Origin of the sequence: Halomonas sp. AOP7-E1-9 (assembly GCF_052376035.1) — a bacterium.
Lineage (GTDB): Bacteria > Pseudomonadota > Gammaproteobacteria > Pseudomonadales > Halomonadaceae > Vreelandella > Vreelandella citrativorans.
Map to the genome: position 1 here is coordinate 24997 of NZ_JBQSVC010000025.1, position 22865 is coordinate 47861.

The 22865-nt window shown below is 51.8% G+C and carries 23 protein-coding genes; 10 read left to right on the forward strand and 13 right to left on the reverse strand.

Annotation, left to right across the window (positions count from 1 at the left end; all coding sequences use genetic code 11):
• Positions 1-138: 138 nt before the first annotated feature.
• From ACT3R4_RS13380 to ACT3R4_RS13410, 7 genes are all read left to right on the forward strand, one after another.
• Positions 139-1143, forward strand: a complete 1005-nt coding sequence (locus ACT3R4_RS13380) for an aldo/keto reductase (protein ID WP_193056411.1) — start codon at positions 139-141, stop codon at positions 1141-1143.
• Between the two features lie 124 nt (positions 1144-1267).
• The gene (locus ACT3R4_RS13385) at positions 1268-1423 is read left to right on the forward strand and encodes a hypothetical protein (protein ID WP_172116656.1); all 156 of its coding nucleotides are present in this window, start codon (positions 1268-1270) and stop codon (positions 1421-1423) included.
• Between the two features lie 193 nt (positions 1424-1616).
• On the forward strand, positions 1617-2297 hold the full coding sequence (locus tag ACT3R4_RS13390) for a Bax inhibitor-1/YccA family protein (RefSeq protein ID WP_441679314.1): 681 nt from the start codon (positions 1617-1619) through the stop codon (positions 2295-2297).
• A gap of 83 nt (positions 2298-2380) precedes the next feature.
• Positions 2381-2770 (forward strand): sulfurtransferase complex subunit TusD, encoded by a 390-nt coding sequence (tusD, locus tag ACT3R4_RS13395; RefSeq protein ID WP_172116654.1) that lies wholly within the window; start codon positions 2381-2383, stop codon positions 2768-2770.
• A gap of 11 nt (positions 2771-2781) precedes the next feature.
• Positions 2782-3147: a sulfurtransferase complex subunit TusC gene (tusC, locus tag ACT3R4_RS13400; protein ID WP_172116653.1), complete on the forward strand. Its 366-nt coding sequence runs from the start codon at positions 2782-2784 to the stop codon at positions 3145-3147.
• A 13-nt stretch (positions 3148-3160) separates the two neighbouring features.
• Positions 3161-3448 (forward strand): sulfurtransferase complex subunit TusB, encoded by a 288-nt coding sequence (gene tusB / locus ACT3R4_RS13405; RefSeq protein WP_172116652.1) that lies wholly within the window; start codon positions 3161-3163, stop codon positions 3446-3448.
• Between the two features lies 1 nt (position 3449).
• On the forward strand, positions 3450-3800 hold the full coding sequence (locus ACT3R4_RS13410) for a TusE/DsrC/DsvC family sulfur relay protein (protein WP_441679313.1): 351 nt from the start codon (positions 3450-3452) through the stop codon (positions 3798-3800).
• Between the two features lie 28 nt (positions 3801-3828).
• On the opposite strand, the gene ACT3R4_RS13415 is transcribed toward ACT3R4_RS13410, so the two are convergent.
• Positions 3829-4461, reverse strand: a complete 633-nt coding sequence (locus tag ACT3R4_RS13415) for a helix-turn-helix domain-containing protein (protein ID WP_172116650.1) — start codon at positions 4459-4461, stop codon at positions 3829-3831.
• 81 nt (positions 4462-4542) lie between these two features.
• On the reverse strand, positions 4543-5484 hold the full coding sequence (locus ACT3R4_RS13420; RefSeq protein ID WP_172116649.1) for a histone deacetylase family protein: 942 nt from the start codon (positions 5482-5484) through the stop codon (positions 4543-4545).
• Between the two features lie 105 nt (positions 5485-5589).
• Between ACT3R4_RS13420 and ACT3R4_RS13425 the strand changes: the two genes are divergently transcribed.
• The gene (locus ACT3R4_RS13425; protein WP_172116648.1) at positions 5590-8337 is read left to right on the forward strand and encodes a bifunctional acetate--CoA ligase family protein/GNAT family N-acetyltransferase; all 2748 of its coding nucleotides are present in this window, start codon (positions 5590-5592) and stop codon (positions 8335-8337) included.
• A gap of 106 nt (positions 8338-8443) precedes the next feature.
• Here ACT3R4_RS13425 and pdxH read toward each other — a convergent pair whose 3' ends face one another.
• The 4 genes from pdxH to ACT3R4_RS13445 form a co-directional block, all read right to left on the reverse strand.
• Positions 8444-9088, reverse strand: coding sequence for a pyridoxamine 5'-phosphate oxidase (pdxH, locus tag ACT3R4_RS13430; RefSeq protein ID WP_172116647.1), 645 nt, complete (start codon positions 9086-9088; stop codon positions 8444-8446).
• Between the two features lie 77 nt (positions 9089-9165).
• Complete coding sequence (locus ACT3R4_RS13435) at positions 9166-9564, reverse strand: DUF2069 domain-containing protein (RefSeq protein ID WP_172116646.1); 399 nt, start codon at positions 9562-9564, stop codon at positions 9166-9168.
• Positions 9561-10184, reverse strand: a complete 624-nt coding sequence (gene wrbA, locus ACT3R4_RS13440) for an NAD(P)H:quinone oxidoreductase (RefSeq protein ID WP_172116645.1) — start codon at positions 10182-10184, stop codon at positions 9561-9563. The genes ACT3R4_RS13435 and wrbA overlap by 4 nt, the downstream gene beginning before the upstream one ends.
• 50 nt (positions 10185-10234) lie before the next feature.
• Positions 10235-10708, reverse strand: a complete 474-nt coding sequence (locus ACT3R4_RS13445) for a gamma-glutamylcyclotransferase family protein (protein ID WP_441679312.1) — start codon at positions 10706-10708, stop codon at positions 10235-10237.
• Between the two features lie 133 nt (positions 10709-10841).
• Between ACT3R4_RS13445 and smrA the strand changes: the two genes are divergently transcribed.
• Complete coding sequence (gene smrA, locus ACT3R4_RS13450; RefSeq protein WP_172116643.1) at positions 10842-11432, forward strand: DNA endonuclease SmrA; 591 nt, start codon at positions 10842-10844, stop codon at positions 11430-11432.
• A 48-nt stretch (positions 11433-11480) separates the two neighbouring features.
• Here the strand turns inward: smrA and ACT3R4_RS13455 are convergent, their stop codons facing one another.
• From ACT3R4_RS13455 to metH, 4 genes are all read right to left on the reverse strand, one after another.
• Entirely contained in the window at positions 11481-12056 is a 576-nt protein-coding gene (locus ACT3R4_RS13455) for a DUF934 domain-containing protein (protein ID WP_441679311.1), read from the reverse strand.
• Positions 12049-13701, reverse strand: a complete 1653-nt coding sequence (locus ACT3R4_RS13460; protein ID WP_172116641.1) for a nitrite/sulfite reductase — start codon at positions 13699-13701, stop codon at positions 12049-12051. The genes ACT3R4_RS13455 and ACT3R4_RS13460 overlap by 8 nt, the downstream gene beginning before the upstream one ends.
• Before the next feature lie 114 nt (positions 13702-13815).
• Positions 13816-15153 carry an MATE family efflux transporter gene (locus ACT3R4_RS13465; RefSeq protein ID WP_441679310.1) on the reverse strand — a complete coding sequence of 446 codons (1338 nt, stop codon included), beginning with the start codon at positions 15151-15153 and terminating at the stop codon, positions 13816-13818.
• Between the two features lies 1 nt (position 15154).
• Positions 15155-18850 (reverse strand): methionine synthase, encoded by a 3696-nt coding sequence (gene metH, locus ACT3R4_RS13470; protein WP_441679309.1) that lies wholly within the window; start codon positions 18848-18850, stop codon positions 15155-15157.
• Positions 18851-19145: 295 nt separating this feature from the next.
• Between metH and nfuA the strand changes: the two genes are divergently transcribed.
• On the forward strand, positions 19146-19751 hold the full coding sequence (gene nfuA / locus ACT3R4_RS13475; RefSeq protein WP_172116638.1) for a Fe-S biogenesis protein NfuA: 606 nt from the start codon (positions 19146-19148) through the stop codon (positions 19749-19751).
• A 108-nt stretch (positions 19752-19859) separates the two neighbouring features.
• On the opposite strand, the gene msrQ is transcribed toward nfuA, so the two are convergent.
• From msrQ to ACT3R4_RS13490, 3 genes are all read right to left on the reverse strand, one after another.
• Positions 19860-20480 carry a protein-methionine-sulfoxide reductase heme-binding subunit MsrQ gene (msrQ, locus tag ACT3R4_RS13480; RefSeq protein ID WP_193056409.1) on the reverse strand — a complete coding sequence of 207 codons (621 nt, stop codon included), beginning with the start codon at positions 20478-20480 and terminating at the stop codon, positions 19860-19862.
• A complete protein-coding gene (gene msrP / locus ACT3R4_RS13485; protein ID WP_441679308.1) occupies positions 20480-21505 on the reverse strand; it encodes a protein-methionine-sulfoxide reductase catalytic subunit MsrP in 1026 nt (341 codons plus the stop codon). The genes msrQ and msrP overlap by 1 nt, the downstream gene beginning before the upstream one ends.
• A gap of 73 nt (positions 21506-21578) precedes the next feature.
• Positions 21579-22610 carry a DNA-binding protein gene (locus ACT3R4_RS13490; RefSeq protein WP_193056407.1) on the reverse strand — a complete coding sequence of 344 codons (1032 nt, stop codon included), beginning with the start codon at positions 22608-22610 and terminating at the stop codon, positions 21579-21581.
• Positions 22611-22865 lie beyond the last annotated feature (255 nt).

Here is a 22865-nt window from a genome sequence, read left to right on the forward strand (position 1 = left end):
GCTTTTTAAAACCTGCCGTCTGAAATTTATGGTTCGTTGCCGAAAGCCCCATGGTATGCCGTGGGGCTTTCGTTCGTTGAGTTGTTAACTATTATACGGCATAACGGTACTGCAGAAATTTTCTTTCAGGGAATGCCTATGTCGATGTTTTTCCAGCGTCTTAAAGAAGTGTCTTCGCCTGCTGTTGGCCTTGGTTGTATGAACTTGTCTCATGGTTATGGTCAGCAGATGTCTGAAAAAGACGCCCTGCGAGCATTGCATGAAGCGTTTGAAATGGGGTATCGGCACTTTGACACCGCGACACTGTATGGGGCCACGGCGAATGAGCGCTTGCTGGGCAATGCCTTAAAAGACAAGCGCCAAGCGCTGTTGTTGGCCAGTAAATGCGGTATGGCGATTGATGCTGAGACGGGAAAGCGGGTTATCAATGGTCGACCAGACATACTACGCCAACAGTGTGAGGCAAGCCTGACACGTTTAAAGACTGATCATATCGATATCTATTACCTGCACCGGCTTGATCCCGGCGTACCCGTCGAGGAGAGTGTCGGCGAACTGGGTAAGTTGGTCGATGAAGGCAAGATAGGCGGTGTGGGGCTGTCGGAGGTTTCAGCGAAAACGCTTTCCAAAGCGCATAAGGAGTATCCCATAGCAGCAGTGCAGTCAGAGTATTCCCTCTGGACACGCAACCCCGAAATTGCGCTCATCAAAGCCTGCCAAACACTTGATGTGGCGATGGTTGCATTTAGCCCCTTGGGTCGTGGGTTTTTGGCAGGTGCGATTCAGGTCGATACAGTGTTTGGTGAGGGTGATATGCGGGCTAACATGCCACGTTTTAACGCTGACAATCTGCCTAAAAATCTAGCGGTGCTTTCACGCTTTCAGGCGCTAGCCCAAGCGCTTGACGTGACTACCGCCCAATTGGCACTGGCCTGGGTAAAAGCACAAGGTAGCCATATAGTGCCCATTCCTGGGACTTGCTCAATCGCTCATATGCGTGAAAACCTGGCAGCCGATAGTTGGGTGCTCGATAAAAACTATCTCAGTGACCTCAACTCAATGATGACACCTGATCAGGTAGCCGGTGAACGGTATAGTCCAGCGCAGCAAGCGGACATTGATACGGAAGAGTTTACTCAGTAGACAAGGGATAGGGCGCTATTATTCATGGCAGGTTTTTATCGAATGCCGCTATTGCTTTCAGCCTGCTTTAAGCTAGCATTCAGCAAAAGGTTGGCTATCGCCAGCCTGGTTCAGGAAAGCCGCCATGATCAAAGCTTTAATCATCTGTTTTGCAGTGCTTTTCGTACAACTTGCAGTGCTGCATGTGGTTGATGCCCGGTTATATGCCTCGCAGGATATTCGCCAAACCGCCAGCAGCGCGGTGACTCCGCCGAAAAAAGATGAAGAAATAGAGCGTTAAAAACCACGACTGGCGATGACAATATCGTCAGTCGTGGTTTTTTCTGCAAGATGCTGCTATTCAAATCCGTCAATTCTTTCGTTAGAAAAAAGTTGAGTACTTTACATGAACGAAGCGATAAGGACTTGCGTCTGGAACTTGGTAACGGCATGCTGGTCTATTGTTAGCACTATTATTTGGGGAGCATACGTAGATGGCTTATAACGATCTAAACACGGCACAAACACGATCCAGTGGTGTTGCCAACAGCGTGAGCACCAATAAGGTACTGCGCAATACCTACGCATTATTGGCAATGACGCTGCTTTTCTCAGCAGTGGCCGCTGGCGCATTAGTGGCTATGGGTATCCAACAAATGAACATCTTTGTGTTCTTTATTGGGGCCTACGGCTTGATGTTCTTGGTACATAAAACGGCAAATTCTGCGGCTGGTTTGCTGGCCACCTTCGCTTTTACCGGTTTTATGGGATTCACACTGGGACCCATCATTTCAGCCTATTTAACGCTCCCTAACGGTGGCGCGCTGATTATGAATGCGCTGGCAATGACGGGCCTTACCTTCTTTGGCCTTTCAGCGGTTGCGTTAACGACCAAGAAGGATTTCAGCTTCTTAAGCAACTTCCTGCTGGCTGGCGCTATTGTGCTAGTGCTTGCGATGGTTGCTGGCTTGATCTTCAACATTCCTGCCCTGTCACTGATGGTATCAGCAGGCTTTGTTCTGTTCGCCTCAGCGGCCATCCTGTATCAAACCAGTGAGATCATTCATCGCGCTGGTGAAACGAACTATATTCTGGCAACCGTTACGCTGTATGTTTCTATCTACAATCTGTTTATCAGCCTGCTTTCAATTTTAGGTATCATGAGCAACGACTAACCGATAGCGTTGTCAGCTGGTAACCGGACAGACCCTACTTGTAGGGTCTGTCTTTTTTTGGCTATCCGATTCGAGAGACGATAATGGAGTATGGTTTATTGGTGATGGGTGCGCCGTATACCAGCCCCGCACCACACTCTGCTTTAAGGTTTGCTCGTACGCTGTTGGCACAGGGGCACCACTTGTCAGGCGTATTCTTTTATCATGAAGGGGTGCACAACGCGTCTTCACTCATGGCCCCGCCCCAGGATGAACTTAACCTGCACGATGCCTGGGTCGAATTACACCGCGCGCATAACGTTCCCCTGGACGTATGCATAGCGGCGGCACTAAGGCGTGGCTTGGCAAGTGAAGCGGAAGCGCTGCGTCATGGTAAAGCATCGTTTAATATAGATGCGCCCTTTGAGTTAACCGGGCTAGGGCAGTTGTTAACCTTACAGCAGCGCTGTGATCGTTTTATTACGTTTGCCTAACAGGAGAGCTAATGGCTGAGTCAAACAGCTTGCTGGTTATCATTCGTCATGCTCCTTACGGCTCCAACCTGCTGCGAGAAGGGCTGGATACAGCGCTGGTAGCGGCCGCATTTGGACAGCCTGTAGACCTGCTGTTCCTTGGGCAGGGCGCTATGGCGTTATTAAAAGAGCAGGGCAGCGGGGCGCCAGGGCAGAAAGCCAGCCTCCCCACCATCGATATGCTGGAGATGTACGATGTCGAGCAGCTTTGGACCACCGAAGAGACCTTGGCCACTCTAGGAGTGCCCGCATCCACGTTGCGAGACGATGTACAGTTTTTGAAAGCTAAAACAATGCCTGGATTTCTTCAGCAGTACGCGCAAATACTTAATTTTTAGTGGGATGCTCAGTATGTTGCATATTTTAACCAAGGCGCTAAATAGCGATGCTGCGCAACAGATGCAGCAAGCCATTGGTGAAGAGGATGTTGTAGTACTGACGGAAGAAGGTGTACAAGCGGCGCTGAAAACGCACTGGGAAGGTTGGCAGGCGTATCAGTCACGCATCTTTCTGTTAGCCGAAGATGTCGCGGCGTGGGGCCTAAATGCTGCCGTTACAGCGAATGGCTTACCTATGGTTGATATGAACGGATTCGTTACGTTAACTGAGCACCACCCTCAAATCGTTACGTGGTACTAATATGTCGGATTCAAAAATATACCGTTATCTTGATTCGAATAAAGAGATTGGATTAGACCCTGAGGGATACTTGGTAGAGCAGTCGAAATGGTCAAAAACTGTAGCTGAAATGCTGGCCAACGATGAAGGGCTCGTATTAACTGAAGCACATTGGGAATTAATTGGTGTAATGCGTGATTTTTATAACCGCTATGAAACGGCGCCGGCTATGCGTCCCTTGGTAAAAGCCACGAAGAATGCGCTGGGAGAAGAGAAGGGCAAGTCGATGTATTTAATGTCGCTTTTCCCCGGCAGCCCTGCGAAACGTATAGCGCGACTTGCCGGGCTGCCTAAACCAACCAACTGTCTGTAGAAGCGGTAAGTTGAAGATAGGCTGGATGTTAAGCCAAATCGCCTCGGGTACAAACGGACAGAACAACCGCATCATCAGCACTGGTAGACACCAGTGCATGCCCCATATCACTATCAAAATAGATGCTGTCGCCTTCAACAAGCAGTAGCGGAGCATAAAACTCGCTGTACAGCATGATATCGCCATGAAGCACCATCAAAAACTCTTCGCCATCATGACGCACCCATTGGTGGTATTCGTCAAAGTTGCGTGCGCGCACAATGGTCTTAAAGGGAATCATGCGCTTTTGAGCCAGCTGGTGCCCCAGTAATTCATGCTCGTAAGTAGGCGTTGGATGTAGCTGCCCTTTGTCTTTACGCGTTAAGTCGCGTCGTCCCATGGTATAGCGTTCACGTTTGGGCGGCGTAAAGAGCTGGGGTAGATCGATATTAAGCCCAGTGGTGAGCTTTTGAACGACGCTAAACGTAGGCGAGACTTGATCATTTTCAATCTTTGAAAGGGTAGAGCGCGCTAGCCCGGTACGCTGGCTGACATCTTCCAGCGTCCATTGGTTAGCCAAGCGAATCTGCTTGAGCCGCGCACCCAAGAGAAGCGGTTCTACAAACGGTTTGCTGCCGGAGGCAATACGCAGTGCGGCATGTTCTTCAGAAGTGGCGGTCATAATGGTCACATAAGAGACAGCAATAGGGACCATAGTAACATAGCGTTAGCGTCTGCCAGGGTATTCGCGAGTACAGAATATTTAACCTTCTTCTGAAAAAGGTAGCCCCAGCAAGGCTCTAATATGCGCCTCCACACCTCTTCCTAATGATTTAGGGTCGTAGCCACCTTCCAGTACAGAGACAACGCGGTTATCCGCATAAAGCGCCGCGATCTCCATTGCCAAATGCGTTATCCAATAATAGTCTTCATCATCCAGGCAGATATCGGCCATCGTATCGTCGCGATGAGCATCAAACCCTGCCGATATCATCACCAGGTCCGGTTTAAACGCATGAAGGGCGGGTAGCCACTGATGCTCAATGAGGCGTCGAAATTCAGTGCTGTCAGTGCCTGATTCTAGCGGCGTATTAACAACGTTGTGCCACTCACTACGCAGATAACGCCACGGGTAAAACGGGTACTGAAAGCTTGTACAGATCAGGACATCTGATCTGCCCTTAAAAATATCGATAGTTCCATTACACTGGTGGACATCAAAATCGAGGATAGCGATACGCTTGGCACCATATACGTCACGTGCATGGGCGGCACCTACGGCGATATTGTTATAAAAGCAAAAGCCCATCGCCTCGCTTGCTTCGGCATGATGACCGGGAGGCCTAACAGCACAAAAAACATTATCAGCGTGGCCCTTAAACACCTGATCGACTGCTTTTATAGTGGCCCCGGCAGCAACCCGGGCAGCTTTTAAGCTATCCGGATTCATGAGTGTTTCGCTGTCCAGGGCGACAATGTCTTCAGTAGGCACACATTTCTCTAAAGCATTAAGGTGCCGGGGCGGGTGTACTTTTGCCAACGCCTCAAAACTGGCTTCTTTGGCATCAGACTGCATGGTCTGCTGTAATAAACCGGCAAGTGAAAGGCGAGCGCGAATTGCTTCCAGACGCTGTGGACTTTCAGGATGTTCTGGTCCCATATGATGCAATGAGCAGTCTGGATGGGTAAGGTAAGAGGTGATCATTCAAGCGCTCCATTGTATTGAGGCCACCTTAATCGCCTCTGGGGCTTGCGCGACAGTGTCAATAAGTCGTACACCGTCGTTATTTACTTCAGGGGAGGCTCAATTTTGAGTACGCGCTTTTTGCATCATTTTTTTGAACCTCGCACGCTAGCCGTGTTTGGCGCCTCTGAAAAACCGGCCTCGCTGGGTGGGTTAGTGCTGAATAACCTGCAAGAGGGGGGCTTTAAAGGCACCCTGTGGGCGGTCAATCCAAAAGGTTATGACCAGGTATTCGGCGTGCCTTGTTTCAGCAGTGTAGCGGACTTGCCCGAAGCGCCGGACCTGGCGGTTGTTTGCTCGCCGATTAAAGGCGTTCCCAAATTAATTAAACGCTTGGGTGAGTTTGGTGTGAAAGCCGCGTTGGTGCTTTCCGGAGGCGCCTACCTGGACCGCGATAGCGACAATACCGGCTCTATTCGTGAGCGGATGTTAAAAGCCGCCATCGCCTCAGGTATTCGAGTGTTGGGCCCAGAGTGCATGGGTGTCATCGTCCCAAGCAAGCGTTTGAATGCCTCTTACGCCAGCCAGCCTGTCAAAGCGGGCCGTGTTGCGTACTTGGGCCAATCGGGCATGCTTGCCAACGCCATGATTGATTGGGCCGCTGGACGCGATGTGGGGTTCTCTCACTTGATTACGGTGGGGGATAGTGTCGATGTTTTGCTGCCGGATTTAATCGACTACGTGAACCAGTTTTCACCCGCTCAGGCCATCTTATTACACCTGGAAAGGGTGAATGACGCACAACATTTTATGACCTCTGTGCGCGATGCTTCGCGTAACCGCTTGGTACTTGCCATTAAAAGCGGCCGTACGCCGCAATCCGATATTTCGGGGATGGCACCTACGCCGGGTATTGCTAACCGTGATGTCGTTTTCGATGCGGCGTTTGCACGCGCGGGGGTGGTAAGGGTCGATGATTCTGATGAGCTATTGGATGCTCTGGAAACGCTCTCGCGCATGAAGCCGCTACGCGGTGATCGGTTAGCCATTGTTTCTAATGGCTTGGGTCCAGCCATGCTGGCGATTGATAAGCTGGTTAGTGCAGGTGGTAAGCTTGCCGTGTTTAGCGAGGAAACCCAAGCGGCGCTACATAAAAGCCAAGTCGATATAAGTAAGCCCGGCGAAAACCCGGTTGACTTGGGTGGCAACGCAACCCCCGCGCGTTTTGTTGAGGCGCTGGAAATTGTGGCCGCCGATGCCAATGTCGATGCGGTGCTGGTGGTCCATGCCCCAACACGGTTGGCACCTTCAGCGGTGACAGCTCAAGCACTAATTGATAATCGCAAAAAATTTCGGCGTAACTTGCTGACCAGTTGGATGGGCCTGAAGGAAGCCCTTAATGCCCGTCATCTCTGCAATATCGCGGGTATACCGACCTATATTTCTCCGGAAAAAGCCGTTAAGGCTTTCATGCACATGGTAATTTACCAGCGTGTTCAAGCCTTGCTGCATGAAATTCCACCTAGCCTGCCATTTTCAACCAGCTCGGAAATACGTGCCCAGTGTCGGTCGCTGATCATCCAGGCAAAAGAGCAGGGGAGAAAGACACTCAGTCATTCAGAAACAGCCCAGGTACTTAAAGCGTATGGTATTCCTACGGCGCCAAGTGTGTATCTGAGCAACCCTGAAGAGGCCGAATCTGCAGCCCAAAAAATCCAAGGGCCGATGGCTCTGAAAGTGGTTCATGAAGGTAATTGTCGGCCTTACCGATACCGTAAACACCCCCATAAAATGTCTGCCGGGCTGCTACAAGACTTGGAAACGCCTGCTGAAGTGGCGCAAGGGGTACGTCAGCTGGGTGATAAAGTACATGAGAAATTTCCCCAGTACACTATTCGCGAGTTCTGCTTACAGCCTATGCAGCGGGGTAAGCACTCCATGCAGATTTGTGCCGGTATTACCCGCGACCCGGTTTTCGGCCCGCTGATTGTGTTTGGTATTGGCGGTTATAAAGTCAATATTTTGGCAGACCGCCAGGTCGCTCTGCCGCCGTTGAACATGAGCCTGGCGGCCGACGTCGTCGGCAGGACGCACGCAGCCTCTTTAATTCGTGAGCACTCCGCTGAACCTGAGCGCGACATTCAGCGGCTATGTCAGCTGTTAGTCAAGCTTTCGCAAATGGCATCTGATTTGGGGGACCTGCGAGGGTTGGAGATCAACCCGTTACTGCTTAATCGTGATGGCATGCTGGCGGTGGATTTTGCGATGGATTTAGGCACGCCTGCGCGCTTTGCCATCATGCCATACCCGGAAGAGTTGCGAGAGTGGGTAACACTGAAAAACGGCTGGCAGGTAGAGGTACGCCCTATCAGGGCCGAAGATGCGCCTTTAATCACCGCCTTTCACCGTCAGCTATCGGAAGAGAGTATTCGTTTCCGATACTTCCACAATAAGTCCAACCTCACTCAGCGCGATTTATCGGTTTTGTCACATATTAATTATGATCGACAAATGGCATTTATCGCCGAGCACCAGCACGCAGATGGGCGTAAAGAGATGTTAGGCGTTGTGCGTGTGTGGAACGACCCTGACAATATACGCACCGAGTTTTCGGTGATCATCCGCGATGATTTACAAGGGCTTGGGATTGGCAGTCTGCTAATGAAGAAGATGGTCAATTACTGCACGCATATCGGCACGCTCGAAATGATAGGCAAAATCATGGTCGATAACCACCCTATGCGGGCGTTAATGAAACACTTGGGATTCACGTGCCGCTATAACATGGAAGAACAGGTGATTGATGCTGTCCTACGCTTAAATGAACCCGAAAGCGAGTGGCAACGCCTTCGCCTGGAAAGCCTGCCCGATTAACTCGGCCAAGTGCACCACCTTTACATCACCACTACAGCAGGCCTGCCTAATTAACGTATCACCGAAACAGACCTGCGCTGAACAATAATGAGCGATCTTTATAGGGTTATGGGGCCAAGCGGAACTGGCTCCACTCTCCACCATCGCGACGCTCGAAACGTATACGGTCATGTAGTCGGCTGGGCTGGCCCTGCCAAAATTCAATCATGTCAGGTTGCAGGCGGTAGCCGCCCCAATGGATGGGCCGCGGGATTTCTTGCCCCTCATAGGCCTGTTCAAAGCGTTTCTGACGCTCCTCAATCCAGTTACGATCAGGAATGACAACGCTTTGCGTTGCAATCCAGGCGCCTAACTGGCTACCGCGAGGGCGGCTGGCAAAGTACTCATCCGATTCATCCGGCGCAACCTGTTCGACGGAACCTTCAATACGCACTTGGCGAGCAAGTGATGGCCACCAAAACGTCATTGCCGCAAACGGCACATTGCTCAGCTCACTACCTTTATGGCTATGATAATTGGTGTAAAACACCATACCTTGCTCATCAAATCCTTTCAGCAATACAACGCGTGCATGCGGCCGCCCTTGGCTATCCACTGTTGCAAGCGTCATGGCATTGGCGTCTTTGTCCTCCTTCTCCATGGCCAGGCTAAACCACTCATCAAACAGCACGAAAGGCCCTTGAGTGACATGGGTTTCATCAAGCCTGCCACCTTCGTAATCACGCCGAATGTCGGCTATGTTGCGAGTCATTAGCGGAACTCCCTAAGTTTTAATAGTACCCTGAATTTTAATAACGTTCGTCACTCTTTAGATAACGCCCAAAACGTTCACTTACCTGTTTGGCGCTGTTGTTGGCTACGAAAACGTGCGTACCCCATGCAACCTACAAAAAGCGCCAGCGATACGAGCGCTTCCACAATGCCATGCACCGTTTGCCCGGGTACAGCGGCTAGCATGACACCTTGTGTAACGTAGAGAAGGCTGACAAAGGCGAGCCAGGCATGGCCACGTGCACGCTGGCCAAGAATGGAAGGTAAAAAAAGCACCAGCGGTAAAATAAAGGCCACTATAGGCCGCCAATCAAACGTATCGCTTTGCAATGTAAAGCCACGATAAATAACCAGCAGCAAGAGCAGCGTAAAACTGATCAATACACACTGCCGAGCACGCAGTGTTAACGTATTTATGCCGTGGCGCTGCTCCAGGCTAGTTAGCCACTGCTTCATGATGTCCCCTGGCGCATGACATTAAGCGCTACTGCTAGTTTAGCCAGTCGTTTGCCTTGTGCCACGCATAGTGCTCGTTCATGTTCATCCACCGAACGGTCGCTACGCGGGCCTGCCAAATGGCTGGCACCGTAAGGCGTGCCTCCGCCTTGGGTGCTTAACAGGGCCGTTTCACTATAGGGAATACCTGCATAGACCATTCCGTGGTGCAACAAGGGCACTAACATGGTCAGCAGCGTACTTTCCTGGCCGCCGTGTAGGCTGGAGGTCGATGTAAATGCACAAGCTGGTTTATCGACCAAAGCACCGTTCATCCATAAGCTGCTTGTGCTATCCAGGAAATACTTTAAGGGAGCGGCCATATTGCCAAAGCGCGTGGGGCTACCCAAGGCAAGCGCGCTGCAGTTACGCAGATCATCAAGTTCAACATACACCGCTCCCTCCTCAGGGATTTCCGGCGCGACGGCCTCGCAAGTTGTTGAAACTGGAGGCACCGTGCGTAAACGCGCTTCAATACCCGCAATGCTTTCAATACCTGCAGCCAATTGACGGGCCATGTCGGCCGTCGCCCCTGAGCGAGAGTAATAAAGAACCAATACGTAAGGGGTGGTGTTACTCATAAATTTTCCTTGGTCCTGGAAGAACGCCGATAAAAGCCCTGCCTGATGCCTTATGGTATCAGAGCTATGTACTTGGCAGGAGATGGCTTTAAAAGATGGTAGCTGGTTTCGGGTAACCTGACGTAAACCCAGACGTCGCTTCCATCGGCTAACCGTTTTTTAACGCGCTCGTACCGAACGCCCAAGCGTTCATAGCGATCAAGCCGCCTTAACGCTTCCGGCGTCACGGTTAATTTTAGGCCTTCGACGTGGCTACCTGGCTGGGGAGCGACGTCCAGATCGTGACGCTGATACCCTGGAAGGACCGCCGGTTCTGGACTGCCTAAACTGCCAGCGACTAACCAGCGAATCAGTGGATAACGTAGCGTTCCATACACAAACAGCTGATGTGTGCGTTGCTCTACCGTTTGTACCTCATCAGGCGGGGAATAGAGCCAGGGACTTAACAGGGTTAGCCATAGCCATGTGGCCGCTGACAGCAGTAATAAACCTGCCAGAGCGACTGTTTTTTTAACCCAGCCCATCCGTTGCCCTTTTAAAAACGTGAGTGGGATAGCCTGGCGTGCCGTTCTCCCTTAAGCAAGTGTTGAGCAATCTGCTTAAGCAATACGATATGGTTTGCTAGGATAGAGGTAGACCTTATCGGAGGAGCCTGCAATGAACCAGCCACTTCGTGATGATATGGATTTCCGAGCCTCTGTGGGTGATGTAACGCCGTTGGCACGTAGTAATCAGGCCGACGCAGGTAATCACCGGAGGAAGCCTTCTGCTGCACAGCTTGCACGCAGAGAAAGCGCTCAAGAAGAGCTTAGTGAACGTAATTTTCTATCCGATGACTTTGTTGATTTACTGCCCCCTTTTGATCCTATCGAATACCGTCGAGAAGGCATTCAGCAGGGCGTTGTCGATAAATTAAGGCATGGAGGATATAGCGTACAGGCACAACTTCATTTATTGCGTCGGCCGTTGGCTGAATGTCGCCGCATGCTGTTTCCGTTTATTCAGGAAGCCTATGCGCATGACCTGCGTTCGGTCATGATTGTGCATGGAAGAGGGCGCGAACTGGACAGCCCAGCCAACGTGCTGCGCTCTTACCTGGCCAAGTGGCTTGGCCAGTTTGAAGAGGTCCAGGCGTATGTCTCTGCCCAGCCTTCCGAAGGCGGGCTTGGCGCTACGTGGGTGATGCTGCGCAAAAGCCAACGGGCGAAAGCCAATAACCGTGAGCGCCAGCAAAAAAGGAAAGGATAACAACAAAAATGCCCCTGAAAGCAGGGGCATTCACTGTGTGCTTCGCTATCAAGCGTAAGAAGCTACCTTATTGGTTGCCTGTTGGCGCAAGTGAAACAGCGGCTCGGGTTGATCGGTCGCAGGCTGATAAGCGCGACTAAAAATATGCAGATTTCGCAGAGCATCTTCGACCCACTGGTCTTCTCGAAGCGAAAGTCCGTCAAATCCACAGCGGGTCATAAAAAACAGCTGGTCAACCAGCACATCGCCAATGGCACGCACTTCACCCTGGTAGGCATAGCGCTCCCTTAGTAGGCGCGCCAGGCTATAGCCACGGCCGTCAGTGAATTTTGGAAAATCGATTGCAATTAATGGCGCGCTTGAAAGGCGTTCAGACAACTCTGGTGTCAGCTCGGTATCCGCAGGCAACCAGGGAGCTGTCAGCTTGCCCTCTGAAGTGCTATCAAGCCAGATTGAGAGCGGCACGATGGTATGCGCGTCAGATACTGTTGCGTTTGTTTCAGTATCGCGTACTAACGTCCAGCTATCCTGCGTTTCTTGGCCGCGAAACAGGTAAGGACGTTGGCGTTCTACCAGATCTGTCTCGAATGGCAGGTTCTCTTCAGAAGAAGGCTGGTTAAGCATAAACGCGCTCCTTAAAAGGCTTCAGGCCGATACGACGGTAAGTGTCCAGGAAAGTCTCGCCACTATGACGCTCACCCACGTAAACGTTTAGCAGCTTATCAATCACATCAGGCACATTTTCACGGCTAAAGGATGGGCCAAGAATCTTGCCCAAAGCGGCACTGTTGCCTTGATCACCACCCAGCGAAATCTGGTACCACTCTTCACCTTTCTTATCGACGCCTAGTATGCCGATGTGGCCTACATGGTGATGTCCGCAGGCATTCATGCAGCCTGAAATATTAAGATCCAGCGGGCCGAGATCATACAGGAAGTCCAGGTCTTCAAAGCGTTCTTGAATTGACTGTGCCACAGGGATTGACTTCGCATTAGCAAGCGCGCAGTAGTCCCCCCCCGGACAGCAGATAAGATCTGCCAGTGTACCGACCGTGGGGTTTGCCAAGCCTAGTGCTTCCAGATCGTGCCATAGTGCTTCCAGTTGATCGGCAGGTACATCACCAAGCACCAGGTTTTGTTCGTGAGTTACACGAAGCTCGCCGAAGCTATATTTGTCTGCCAGGTCCGCTATCTGGTGCATTTGTTCCCAGGTAACGTCACCCGGTGAATGGCCGCTGCGTTTTAGTGACAGCGTCACCGCTTTATAGCCTTTAACTTTATGCCCCTGAACATTGTTGGTCATAAAACGGCCAAAAGCACGATTTTCCTGGCGCAGTGCATCAATAGCCGCTATAGCGTCGTCACTTACCGGGCGGCGGTCAGGATCAACAAAGTATCCTGCAACCCGCTCAATACTTTCAGGCGTTAAGGTTTGAGGGCCATCTTTAAGATGCGCCCACTCCTCGGCTACTCGGCGGCTAAACTCTTCGACACCTAGCGCTTTGACCAGTATCTTGATCCGTGCTTTGAACTTGTTGTCCCGGCGGCCAAACTGGTTATAAACGCGAACCAGAGCCTCCAGATACGTAAGCAAGTGCTGCCAAGGCAAGTCTTCACAAACAACTTCACCGATTAGCGGTGTGCGGCCCAGACCGCCGCCCGCGAGAACTTTTACGCGCACTTCACCCGCATCATCACGCCATAGGCGTAACCCTACATCGTGAACCTGAATGGCTGCACGGTCTTGCTCAGCGCCGGTCACGGCAATTTTAAATTTGCGCGGCAGATAAGCGAATTCAGGATGAAATGTCGACCATTGGCGTATCAGCTCACACCAGGGGCGAGGATCTACTTCTTCGTCTTCCGCAATACCTGCAAATTGATCAGTCGTGGTATTACGAATGTCATTACCACTTGTCTGAATTGCATGCATTTGGACAGTTGCCAACTCCGCCAGCATATCCGGCACCGTCTCAAGCTTAGGCCAGTTCAACTGCAGGTTGGTACGCGTTGTAAAGTGACCGTACCCGCGGTCAAAGTCACGCGCTAGGTCCCCCAACTTACGCAACTGATAGGAAGCCAGCATGCCGTAGGGAATGGCGATCCGCAGCATGGGAGCATAGCGCTGAACGTATAAACCGTTCTGTACCCGCAAAGGAAGAAACTCTTCTTCGCTGAGTCGACCCGCCAGATAGCGGTTCATCTGATCGCGAAATTGAGCAACGCGCTCATCAACAAGCGTTTGGTCGTGAATATCGTAACGGTACATGTGGCACGATCCTGCTAAAAAGCGAAATGGTCACGTCAAGGCGGACATTAATGTAGTGTTACCTTAACGCGTGTTTCATATTCTACAAAAGAATATATAATTATCTTTTTATCGCTAAACGATATTTAAAACATTGGGAGCTAGCCAGCGCTTACGCTGCCAAATCCATAAAAAACCCGCCGAGTTGGCAAGCCGATAAACTATCTGTACCAGCCAAACCCCAAGCAGGCCTTGTTGTAAACCAATCCCAACCCACCAGGCAAGGGGCAGAAACAAAAGCCACTGCATGCTTAAGGTCAGCAGCATCACCGTACGCTGCGCGCCAGCGCCCATCAATGCCTGAGCCAGCACCAGCGCCGCCGCATCCAGCACAATCATTGCACCGGTAATTTGTAAGGGCAGCGTGCCCAGGGCGATAAGCTCGGGGCTGGAAAAGAAAATGCTGAGTACCTGCATCGGGAATACGAGCATTGGCAGTGCCAAGAGGGTGAGCAGCACACCGGCAACGCCCAGCGCATCCAGCCCCCACCGATGGGCCGCCCTTTGATCATCCTGGCCTAATGCTTCGCCTACCAGGCTCATGGCAGCAACGCCCACACCCACACCCGGCAGGATTAGCAATAATGACAAGTTAACCAACACATGCCCAACCGCAACACTTGCGGTCCCCATACGACTTAACAACCAAAAAAGCACCACATAGCCCGCCGCAAAACATATCTGCTGTAGGGAATGAGGCAGAGCAAGTGCTAGCGTTGTGCGCAGCGTATCGAACGTCGGTAGGCTGAACAAAAAGCCATTCTGGTCGTGCTGTCTTACAGTGACCCAAAGCCAGATAAAAAGGCCTAAAAACATCGAGAGAGTTGTACCTACGCCTGCGCCGCTTGCCCCCATACGAGGTAGCCCAAACAGGCCATAGATCAGCCCGCTACTGGCCGCTACGTTAAACAGCTGAACGACAATAATAATGCGCAGATAAAGGTGTGTCTGTTGGCGGCCATTCCAATAACCACGAAAACATAGCGTTAATGCAATAGCGGTAAGCGCAACAACGCGCCAGCGAAAGTAATCAACCGCCACGTGCTGAATCTCAGGCACCTGCGTTATCAAATGCAGCAGGGCAGGCGCTTGCCACCAGGCCAGCAGCGATAGCGGCAGCCCAACTACCAAGCCAACCGCAACGCCTGCCTGTAAAGGCTGAGCCGAATACTCACAGCCCGCTCCAAGGCGCTGGGACGTTTGCGATTGAACGCTTGAAGAGAGACCAAACACCAGGGCGGTGAGCATAAACATGGCGTAACCACCCACACCCACACCCGCCAGCGCGACCTGGCCTAAATGCCCCACCAGTGCGGCATCAATGATGTTGAGCATGCTCTGAGAAAGCATGCCCAACATGATCGGTAGCGCCAAGCGAACGACCTTGCCGTGGCGTCGAGTTGCTAACGCCATATCAACTGGGGTCGTAAGAGAGTACCGGCGATAGCCAGCGCTCCATTTCCTCAAGCGGCATCTGTTTACGCTCAGCGATTGCTTCTACCTGGTCACGAGTGATTTTGCCCGTCGAGAAATACTTTGACTGCGGATGAGCAAAATACCAACCCGCAACGGCAGCGGCTGGCCACATGGCGTAGCTTTCGGTTAGCGCAAGGCCGGTATTTTCTGTGGCGTTAAGCAGCTTGAACAAGGTGCCTTTCTCGGTGTGGTCCGGGCAGGCAGGATAGCCGGGGGCGGGGCGAATACCCTGGTATTTTTCTGCTATCAGCGCGTCGTTATCCAGAGTTTCTTCTGGCACGTAACCCCAGAACTCTTTACGTACCCGCTCGTGAATGCGCTCTGCAAAGGCCTCTGCCAAACGGTCGGTAAGTGCTTGAACCAAAATCGCATTGTAGTCATCGCCTGCAGCTTCATACGCTTTGGTAAGTTCGTCAACGCCATGGCCGGCGGTGACCGCAAAGCCGCCGATCCAGTCGGCTTTACCGCTCTCTTTAGGCGCAATAAAGTCCGCCAGGCTGTAGCAGATACCGTCACGACCCTTGGTGGTTTGCTGGCGAATATGGTGAAGGCGCTCGATGACCTCACTGCGTGATTCATCGGCATACACTTCAACGACGTCATCATCCACGCTGTTGGCCGGCCACAGGCCGATAACGCCCCGAGCCTGAACGCGCTTTTCATCGACAAGCTTGCGCAACATGACTTGCGCATCGGCAAACAGGTTGCGCGCCGCTTCGCCCACAACCTCATCGTTAAGAATTTTTGGGTACTTACCCGCTAACTGCCAGCTCATGAAGAAGGGCGTCCAATCGATACGCTCGATCAGCTCTTCAAGGTCATAGTTATCGAACGTTTTGAGGCCCAGGAACTTGGGTTCAACCGGCGTCTGGGTGCTCCAGTCGGTGCGGAAACGACGTTTGCGCGCCTGAGTGTAATCCAGGTCCGCCGCTTTAGGGCGGCGCTTGGCGTTACGTTCGCGCACCTTGACATACTCTTCACGAATTTCCGCGACATACGCCGTTTTTAGATTGGGGGCGAGTAATCGGCCGGCGACACCTACCGCGCGAGAAGCATCGGTCACATAAATGACCGGTTGCTCGTACTGTGGCTCAATTTTAACGGCCGTATGCGCTTTGGAGGTCGTCGCGCCACCAATCAGCAGCGGCAGGTTCATGCCTCGGCGCTGCATTTCCTTGGCTACATGTACCATTTCATCGAGCGACGGCGTAATCAGCCCCGAAAGGCCAATAATATCGGCGTTGTGGTCAATCGCGGCTTGAAGAATTTTCTCGGCAGGTACCATTACGCCAAGATCAATAACTTCGTAGTTATTACACTGCAGCACCACGCCGACAATATTTTTGCCGATATCGTGAACGTCGCCTTTAACCGTGGCCATGACAATTTTGCCCTTGGCCTGAGTGCCTTCGTTTTTTTCCGCTTCGATATACGGGATCAAATAGGCAACCGCCTGCTTCATGACCCGCGCGGACTTCACTACCTGGGGCAGGAACATTTTACCGGCGCCAAACAGGTCGCCGACCACGTTCATGCCATCCATCAGTGGCCCTTCAATGACCTCGATAGGGCGCTCGGCCTGAACGCGAGCTTCTTCGGTGTCGTCTTCGATATAGGCCGTAATGCCTTTCACCAGCGCATGTTCGATGCGCTTATTAACGGGCCAATCACGCCACTCAAGGTCCTCTTTCTTGGCCGGGCCGCTACCGTCACCCTTGTACTTGTCTGCCAGCTCCAGCAAGCGCTCGGTGCCGTCGCTGCGCTTATTCAGCACAACGTCTTCTACGGCATCGCGAAGCTCGGCGGGTAAGTCGTCGTATAGCGCAAGTTGCCCGGCGTTAACGATCCCCATGCTCAACCCCGCACGGATAGCGTGATACAGGAACACCGAGTGGATCGCTTCACGTACCGGGTTATTGCCCCGGAACGAGAAGGAGACGTTGGAAACGCCGCCTGAAATCATCGCATGGGGCAGGTTTTCGCGAATCCACTGAGACGCCTCGATAAAGTCGACGGCGTAGTTGTTGTGCTCTTCGATGCCTGTGGCAATGGCGAAGATGTTGGGGTCGAAAATGATATCTTCGGCCGGAAAGCCGATGTCATCGACCAGTAGGCGGTAGGCGCGCTCACAGATTTCCGTCTTGCGTGCGAACGTATCGGCCTGACCATCCTCGTCGAAGGCCATGACCACAATCGCCGCGCCAAAGCGACGACATTTGGTGGCCTGCTCACGAAACGCCGCTTCGCCTTCTTTTAAAGAGATCGAGTTAACAATGGCCTTGCCCTGAACGCATTTTAGGCCAGCTTCGATAATGTCCCATTTGGACGAGTCGATCATGATCGGCACACGGGCAATATCCGGCTCGCCAGCAATCAGATTCAGAAAGCGCACCATGGCTTCCTGCGACTCCAGCATGCCCTCGTCCATATTGATATCGATGATTTGCGCGCCGTTCTCGACTTGCTCAAGCGCTACTTCCAGGGCAGTGGTGAAATCTTCTTCAACGATAAGCCGTTTGAAACGCGCCGAACCCGTTACGTTAGTACGCTCACCCACGTTGACGAATAACGACTCTGCATCAATGTTGAAAGGCTCAAGCCCGGACAAACGGCAAGCGGAGCTACGCTCAGGAATCTGACGCGGTGCCATGGGGCGCACCGCATCTGCAATTGCACGAATATGTTCAGGCGTCGAGCCACAGCAGCCACCAATGATATTAACCAGACCGCTCTCGGCAAACTCGCTAACAATCGCCGCCATCTCCTCCGGCGTTTGGTCATACTCACCAAATTCGTTAGGCAAGCCAGCGTTAGGGTGTGCGGAGACAAACGTATCGGCTTTGGTGGATAGCTCTTCAAGGTAAGGACGTAGCTCTTCAGCCCCTAGCGCACAGTTAAGGCCTACTGACAGCGGCTGGGCATGGCGAACAGAGTTCCAAAACGCCTCGGTGGTTTGCCCGGAAAGCGTCCGGCCCGAGGCATCGGTGATCGTGCCTGAAATCATGACCGGCAGACGCTTGCCAAGGTCTTCAAACAGCACTTCAAGTGCATAGATCGCGGCTTTGGCGTTAAGCGTATCGAAAATAGTTTCGATCATGATCAGGTCAGCGCCGCCCTCGATCAGCGCCTGAGCAGCTTCATAATAGTTTTCACGCAGCTCATCGAAGGTCACGTTACGCTTGGATGGGTCGTTCACATCCGGCGATAACGAAGCAGTGCGTGAAGTGGGTCCCAATACGCCTGCAACGAAACGTGGCACGCCGGTTTCAGCCGCGACCGCATCGCACACTTCCCGAGCCAGGCGCGCAGACTCACGGTTAAGCTCGACAACAATGTCTTCCATGCCGTAGTCGGCTTGAGAAAGGCGCGTACTGTTAAAGGTATTGGTTTCAATAATGTCCGCACCCGCTTCCAGGTAGCCACGGTGAATACGCGACACTACGTCGGGGCAGGTGAGCGCCAGCAAGTCATTATTGCCTTTTAAATCTGACGGCCAATCGCTGAAGCGTTCGCTACGAAAGTCTTCCTCGCTCAGCTGGGCATTTTGCAGCATGGTCCCCATACCGCCATCCAGAATTAGAATGCGTTGGGTAAGGCGTTGGGTAAGCGAGGCGTTCAAATCACTAGCGGCCATAACAGGGAATCTTCTCCAGCGTCTTGATCGAAAATATTTTATCAAAATACGTTTTCGAAAAGGGGTATGAGCGGCGTTTTACAACATATCAATAAACAAACGGACATTATGATACCAAAGGCCGCCAAGCAGGGCAGCTATACAATGCAGCTGTTAAAAAATCATTAGCCCGTTAGCCATTTAAATAGCCTACTAAAACAGTCGGGATTGTGTCGACGCGCTGTTTTGCTTACCATAGCAATAAAATGACATGTGAAGTGGTATTGCCACTGTTCACGGGAGGGAAAATAGCCTCATGACCACGACTACCGAAGCACCAGGTATCGACATTACCGATAGCGCCCAAGAGTACCTTGCGGAATTGCTTGAAAAGCAAAACGTTGAAGGTATCGCTGTGCGTATTTTCATTACCCAACCGGGCACGCCGTATGCAGAGACATGCCTTGCATACTGCCGTCCGGGCGAAGAAGAACCCGCTGACGTTACGCTTGAACTTGAAAAGATCAACGTATTTCTTGATAAAAACAGCTTGGCGTTTTTAGAAGAAGCCGTGGTCGATTTCAATGCTGATCGTATGGGGGGGCAGCTGACCATCAAGGCACCCAACGCCAAGATGCCCAAGGTAAATGCTGACAGCCCGCTTGAGGACCGTATTAATTACGTGCTGTATAGCGAGATTAACCCTGGCTTGGCAGCGCATGGCGGTGAGATCAAGCTGATTGAGTTAACCGAGCAAAAAATGGCTATTCTGGCGTTTGGCGGCGGTTGCCAAGGGTGTGCAGCGGTAGATTTAACGCTTAAAGACGGCGTCGAAAAAACGCTGATGGAGCGCATTCCTGAACTTGCCGGTATTCGTGATGTGACAGACCATACCGATAACACCAACGCTTATTACCGCTAGGTAAAGCCGTGTTTTGATTCGAGCCCAGCCTTATGGCTGGGTTTTTGCGTTTTATCCAAACGTATACGGGACACGTGTTGTACAAGGATAAGGAGTCTTTAAGATTCGTTACGCGGAATGCTTTATTCGTTGGCGTACCTTGGGCAACATGCGCGATATGGCCGGAATGCGCAGGCACATCAGCAGTGCGCCTGCCATCGCGTATAAAAACCACTCCTGCATGTCGGCGCGTACTATCCACAAGAAATGCAGCAACACCAGCACCAAAATAACGTAGCTAAACTTATGGAGCGTTTTCCAGCGCTTGCCCAGTTTACGCATGGCCCAACGGTTAGACGTAGCGCCTAACGTTACCAAACCCAGCAGGGCAAGCATGCCCACAATAATATACGGCCGTTTAACGATCTCACTGCCTAGCTGAGTCCAATTAAGTCCCAGAATAAATAACGCGTAACAAACGAAATGCAAAAATGCATAGGCCAGCGTCCACAGGCCCAACTGGCGACGAATAACGCTAAAACCTTTCCAGCGTGTCAGCCGGGTCAGAGGCGTAAGACTTAAGGTAAGCAACAATAGCCATAGTGCGCCTTGGCCAATATTTAACAGCAAATAGCGCCCAGGCTCTGGGCCCGCCAGGTTGTTAGCTACTTGCAAACTCCACCAGCCCAAGGGCGCCAAGGCGAAAATGAAAACGCCTATACGCCATAGCGTCATAAAATAAGCCGGCATCAGTAGTGAACCCGAAGATCCATGCCTGCATATAAGTCAGCGACTTCATCGGCATAACCATTAAACATACGCGTGTCGATGATATTGGTATTGAAGAGGCTGTTCGGTAAACGGCGTTCGGTGGCCTGGCTCCAACGAGGATGATCGACTTCAGGGTTCACGTTGGCGTAAAAGCCATATTCATTGGCGGCGATTTGCTGCCAGGAATTGAGCGGCTCTTCTTCAACCAGTGAAATGCGCACAATCGATTTAATGCTTTTAAAGCCATACTTCCATGGCACCACTAGGCGAAGCGGTGCGCCGTTTTGATTAGGTAGCTCTCGTCCATACATGCCCATCGCTAGAAAGCTTAGCGGATGCATTGCCTCATCAAGGCGTAGCCCTTCTACATAGGGCCAGTCGATTAGGGCAAAAGCGGAGCCTTGCCCAGGCATTTGCTCAGGATCTACTAGCGTTTCAAAGCGCACGTAATTGGCTTTTGATGTTGGCTCTGCACGTTGAATAACCTCGGCAAGCGAAATGCCTAGCCAAGGAATAACCATCGACCAGGCTTCAACACAGCGTAGCCGGTAAATGCGTTCTTCAAACTGGGAAGGGTTGACGAGATCTTCAAGGGCGAAGCGCCCACCCTTATTGACCTCGCCATCAATCACTACGCTCCAAGGCTTAGTCACCAGCGAGCCCGCTTTGCGTGAGGGGTCGCTTTTACCGGTACCAAATTCAAAAAAATTGTTGTAGCTGCTGGCATCCGCATAAGGGGTCATTTTGTCCTGGCTCGGGTCAGTAGGCACAACTGCCCGCCACTCGGCCGTATCGCGTTTGGCCTTAAACCATTCAGGCGCATCGCCTTCGGGAACATCGTTGTAGTCAGGCATTTGCTCACTGGCTGAGGCGTGGGCTGCTAATGCCAGCCCTGCTCCGAGGCCCGCGAGTCCGCCCATAAAACGTCGGCGTGATAAGTAAATCGACTCAGGGGTGATCTCTGATTCATGTAAGTCGCCAGGTTTGGCAATTTTAATCAGCATGGTGATGCTCCTGCCGGTCAACAACCATCGGCTGGTTAAATGATGTCGGCAGACTAGCCGGTGTCGACGTCATTCAATCATTCTCGTTCAACTGCCTTTCTCTGACGTTTATCGAAGCAGGTAGTTCAGAAAGTTGCTGCTGTAACGCCGTCATTTGTTGACCCATTGTGGTTTGCCATTCGCGCTCACGTTTCATCTGCTCTCGCTGCTGTTTGTTGTTTTCCTGAGCATCTTCCAATTGCTGAGTGAGCGATGCAATGCGCTCTTCCTGGGTGGCGATGTGCTGCTCCTGTTCTTTTGCCTGCTGGGCATGTTGGTTTGCCTGAGTCTGCTGTTTTAGTAGATCGCCGCGATTTTGCTTTAGCTCCTCCGTTAACGCCTCGATGCGTTGCTGCTTCTGCTGGAGCCGCTTTTGCGAGGCTTTTTCTTCCTGAGCACGCTCCTGGCGAGCCTCATCCAGCATCGCCATCAATCTTCCCTCGGCATTTTCATTGCGCTGCTCTTCTTGGGCCAGGCGTTTTTCCCATGCGCTCTGCTGCTCTTTTAACGCAGCGGTATGTTGCTGGCCAAGGGCCTCATTATGCTGGTGTAAGGCTTCATTCGCTTTTTTTAACTGCTGGTTTTCCTCATGCGCCTCAGTGGCAGCCTGCTGCCAATACTGCTCTTTGGCCTGGCTTGCGGCCAGCTCACGGTTAAGCGCTTCAAGACGCTGCTCGGTATGGCGGAAGTGTTCCGCTAGGGCGCTTTCTCGCTGTTCGGCGTTCGCGGCTAACTGTTCGGCATTCTCAGCCAGCTGTTGGGCTTCTTCGACTTGTCGATTCGCCTCTTCGCGGTAGTGCAGCAGCGCCTGATTGGCGACTTCTTGCGCTTCACGCCATAGCTCACTGGCGACATTAACAACTACCTCAGGGACACCTTTAGGTGGAGGAACGTCGCGATTCTGTTCGCGCTCGGTGCGCCAATAGCGGAAGTGCTCGCTAATCGTCGTAAAGCTGCCGGTACCCAACACCTCGCGGATTCGTTGCACGCTGGGTGTATCGCCACGGGCAAGAAGCGTATCGATTGCGTGCTGTACGTCACTGTACTGAATGCCACTGCGCGCCATGCTGTCTCTTCCTGATATTGCCTATTGAATCGTTCTATTTTCCGCGTAATGGCTTATAAATACAATAATTACGTTATATGTATTACGTAATTTTATTTATTATTAAGCATATAAATTCAAGATTACTCTTATAATCTTGAATTTATATACGCTTGGCATCATACTTATCCCTTAGCAAACAGCGGCATAGCGATGCAGGCTAAAACAGAGCCAGGTAGCGTTATCGAGATAGGTTTCAGTATGTTTATGATCAAA

Bases quoted from the DNA above. Each gene is read 5' to 3' on its own strand.
- ACT3R4_RS13490 (WP_193056407.1), bottom strand. From the start codon at position 22,610: ATGGCGCGCAGTGGCATTCAGTACAGTGACGTACAGCACGCAATCGAT.
- wrbA (WP_172116645.1), bottom strand. From the start codon at position 10,184: ATGAGTAACACCACCCCTTACGTATTGGTTCTTTATTACTCTCGCTCA.
- pdxH (WP_172116647.1), bottom strand. From the start codon at position 9,088: ATGACTCGCAACATAGCCGACATTCGGCGTGATTACGAAGGTGGCAGG.
- ACT3R4_RS13455 (WP_441679311.1), bottom strand. From the start codon at position 12,056: ATGCTTAACCAGCCTTCTTCTGAAGAGAACCTGCCATTCGAGACAGAT.
- msrP (WP_441679308.1), bottom strand. From the start codon at position 21,505: ATGCTGATTAAAATTGCCAAACCTGGCGACTTACATGAATCAGAGATC.
- tusB (WP_172116652.1), top strand. From the start codon at position 3,161: ATGTTGCATATTTTAACCAAGGCGCTAAATAGCGATGCTGCGCAACAG.
- ACT3R4_RS13435 (WP_172116646.1), bottom strand. From the start codon at position 9,564: ATGAAGCAGTGGCTAACTAGCCTGGAGCAGCGCCACGGCATAAATACG.
- msrQ (WP_193056409.1), bottom strand. From the start codon at position 20,480: ATGCCGGCTTATTTTATGACGCTATGGCGTATAGGCGTTTTCATTTTC.
- ACT3R4_RS13460 (WP_172116641.1), bottom strand. From the start codon at position 13,701: ATGTACCGTTACGATATTCACGACCAAACGCTTGTTGATGAGCGCGTT.
- ACT3R4_RS13420 (WP_172116649.1), bottom strand. From the start codon at position 5,484: ATGATCACCTCTTACCTTACCCATCCAGACTGCTCATTGCATCATATG.
- ACT3R4_RS13390 (WP_441679314.1), top strand. From the start codon at position 1,617: ATGGCTTATAACGATCTAAACACGGCACAAACACGATCCAGTGGTGTT.
- tusC (WP_172116653.1), top strand. From the start codon at position 2,782: ATGGCTGAGTCAAACAGCTTGCTGGTTATCATTCGTCATGCTCCTTAC.
- metH (WP_441679309.1), bottom strand. From the start codon at position 18,850: ATGGCCGCTAGTGATTTGAACGCCTCGCTTACCCAACGCCTTACCCAA.
- ACT3R4_RS13410 (WP_441679313.1), top strand. From the start codon at position 3,450: ATGTCGGATTCAAAAATATACCGTTATCTTGATTCGAATAAAGAGATT.
- ACT3R4_RS13385 (WP_172116656.1), top strand. From the start codon at position 1,268: ATGATCAAAGCTTTAATCATCTGTTTTGCAGTGCTTTTCGTACAACTT.
- nfuA (WP_172116638.1), top strand. From the start codon at position 19,146: ATGACCACGACTACCGAAGCACCAGGTATCGACATTACCGATAGCGCC.
- tusD (WP_172116654.1), top strand. From the start codon at position 2,381: ATGGAGTATGGTTTATTGGTGATGGGTGCGCCGTATACCAGCCCCGCA.
- smrA (WP_172116643.1), top strand. From the start codon at position 10,842: ATGAACCAGCCACTTCGTGATGATATGGATTTCCGAGCCTCTGTGGGT.
- ACT3R4_RS13380 (WP_193056411.1), top strand. From the start codon at position 139: ATGTCGATGTTTTTCCAGCGTCTTAAAGAAGTGTCTTCGCCTGCTGTT.
- ACT3R4_RS13415 (WP_172116650.1), bottom strand. From the start codon at position 4,461: ATGACCGCCACTTCTGAAGAACATGCCGCACTGCGTATTGCCTCCGGC.
- ACT3R4_RS13445 (WP_441679312.1), bottom strand. From the start codon at position 10,708: ATGGGCTGGGTTAAAAAAACAGTCGCTCTGGCAGGTTTATTACTGCTG.
- ACT3R4_RS13465 (WP_441679310.1), bottom strand. From the start codon at position 15,153: ATGGCGTTAGCAACTCGACGCCACGGCAAGGTCGTTCGCTTGGCGCTA.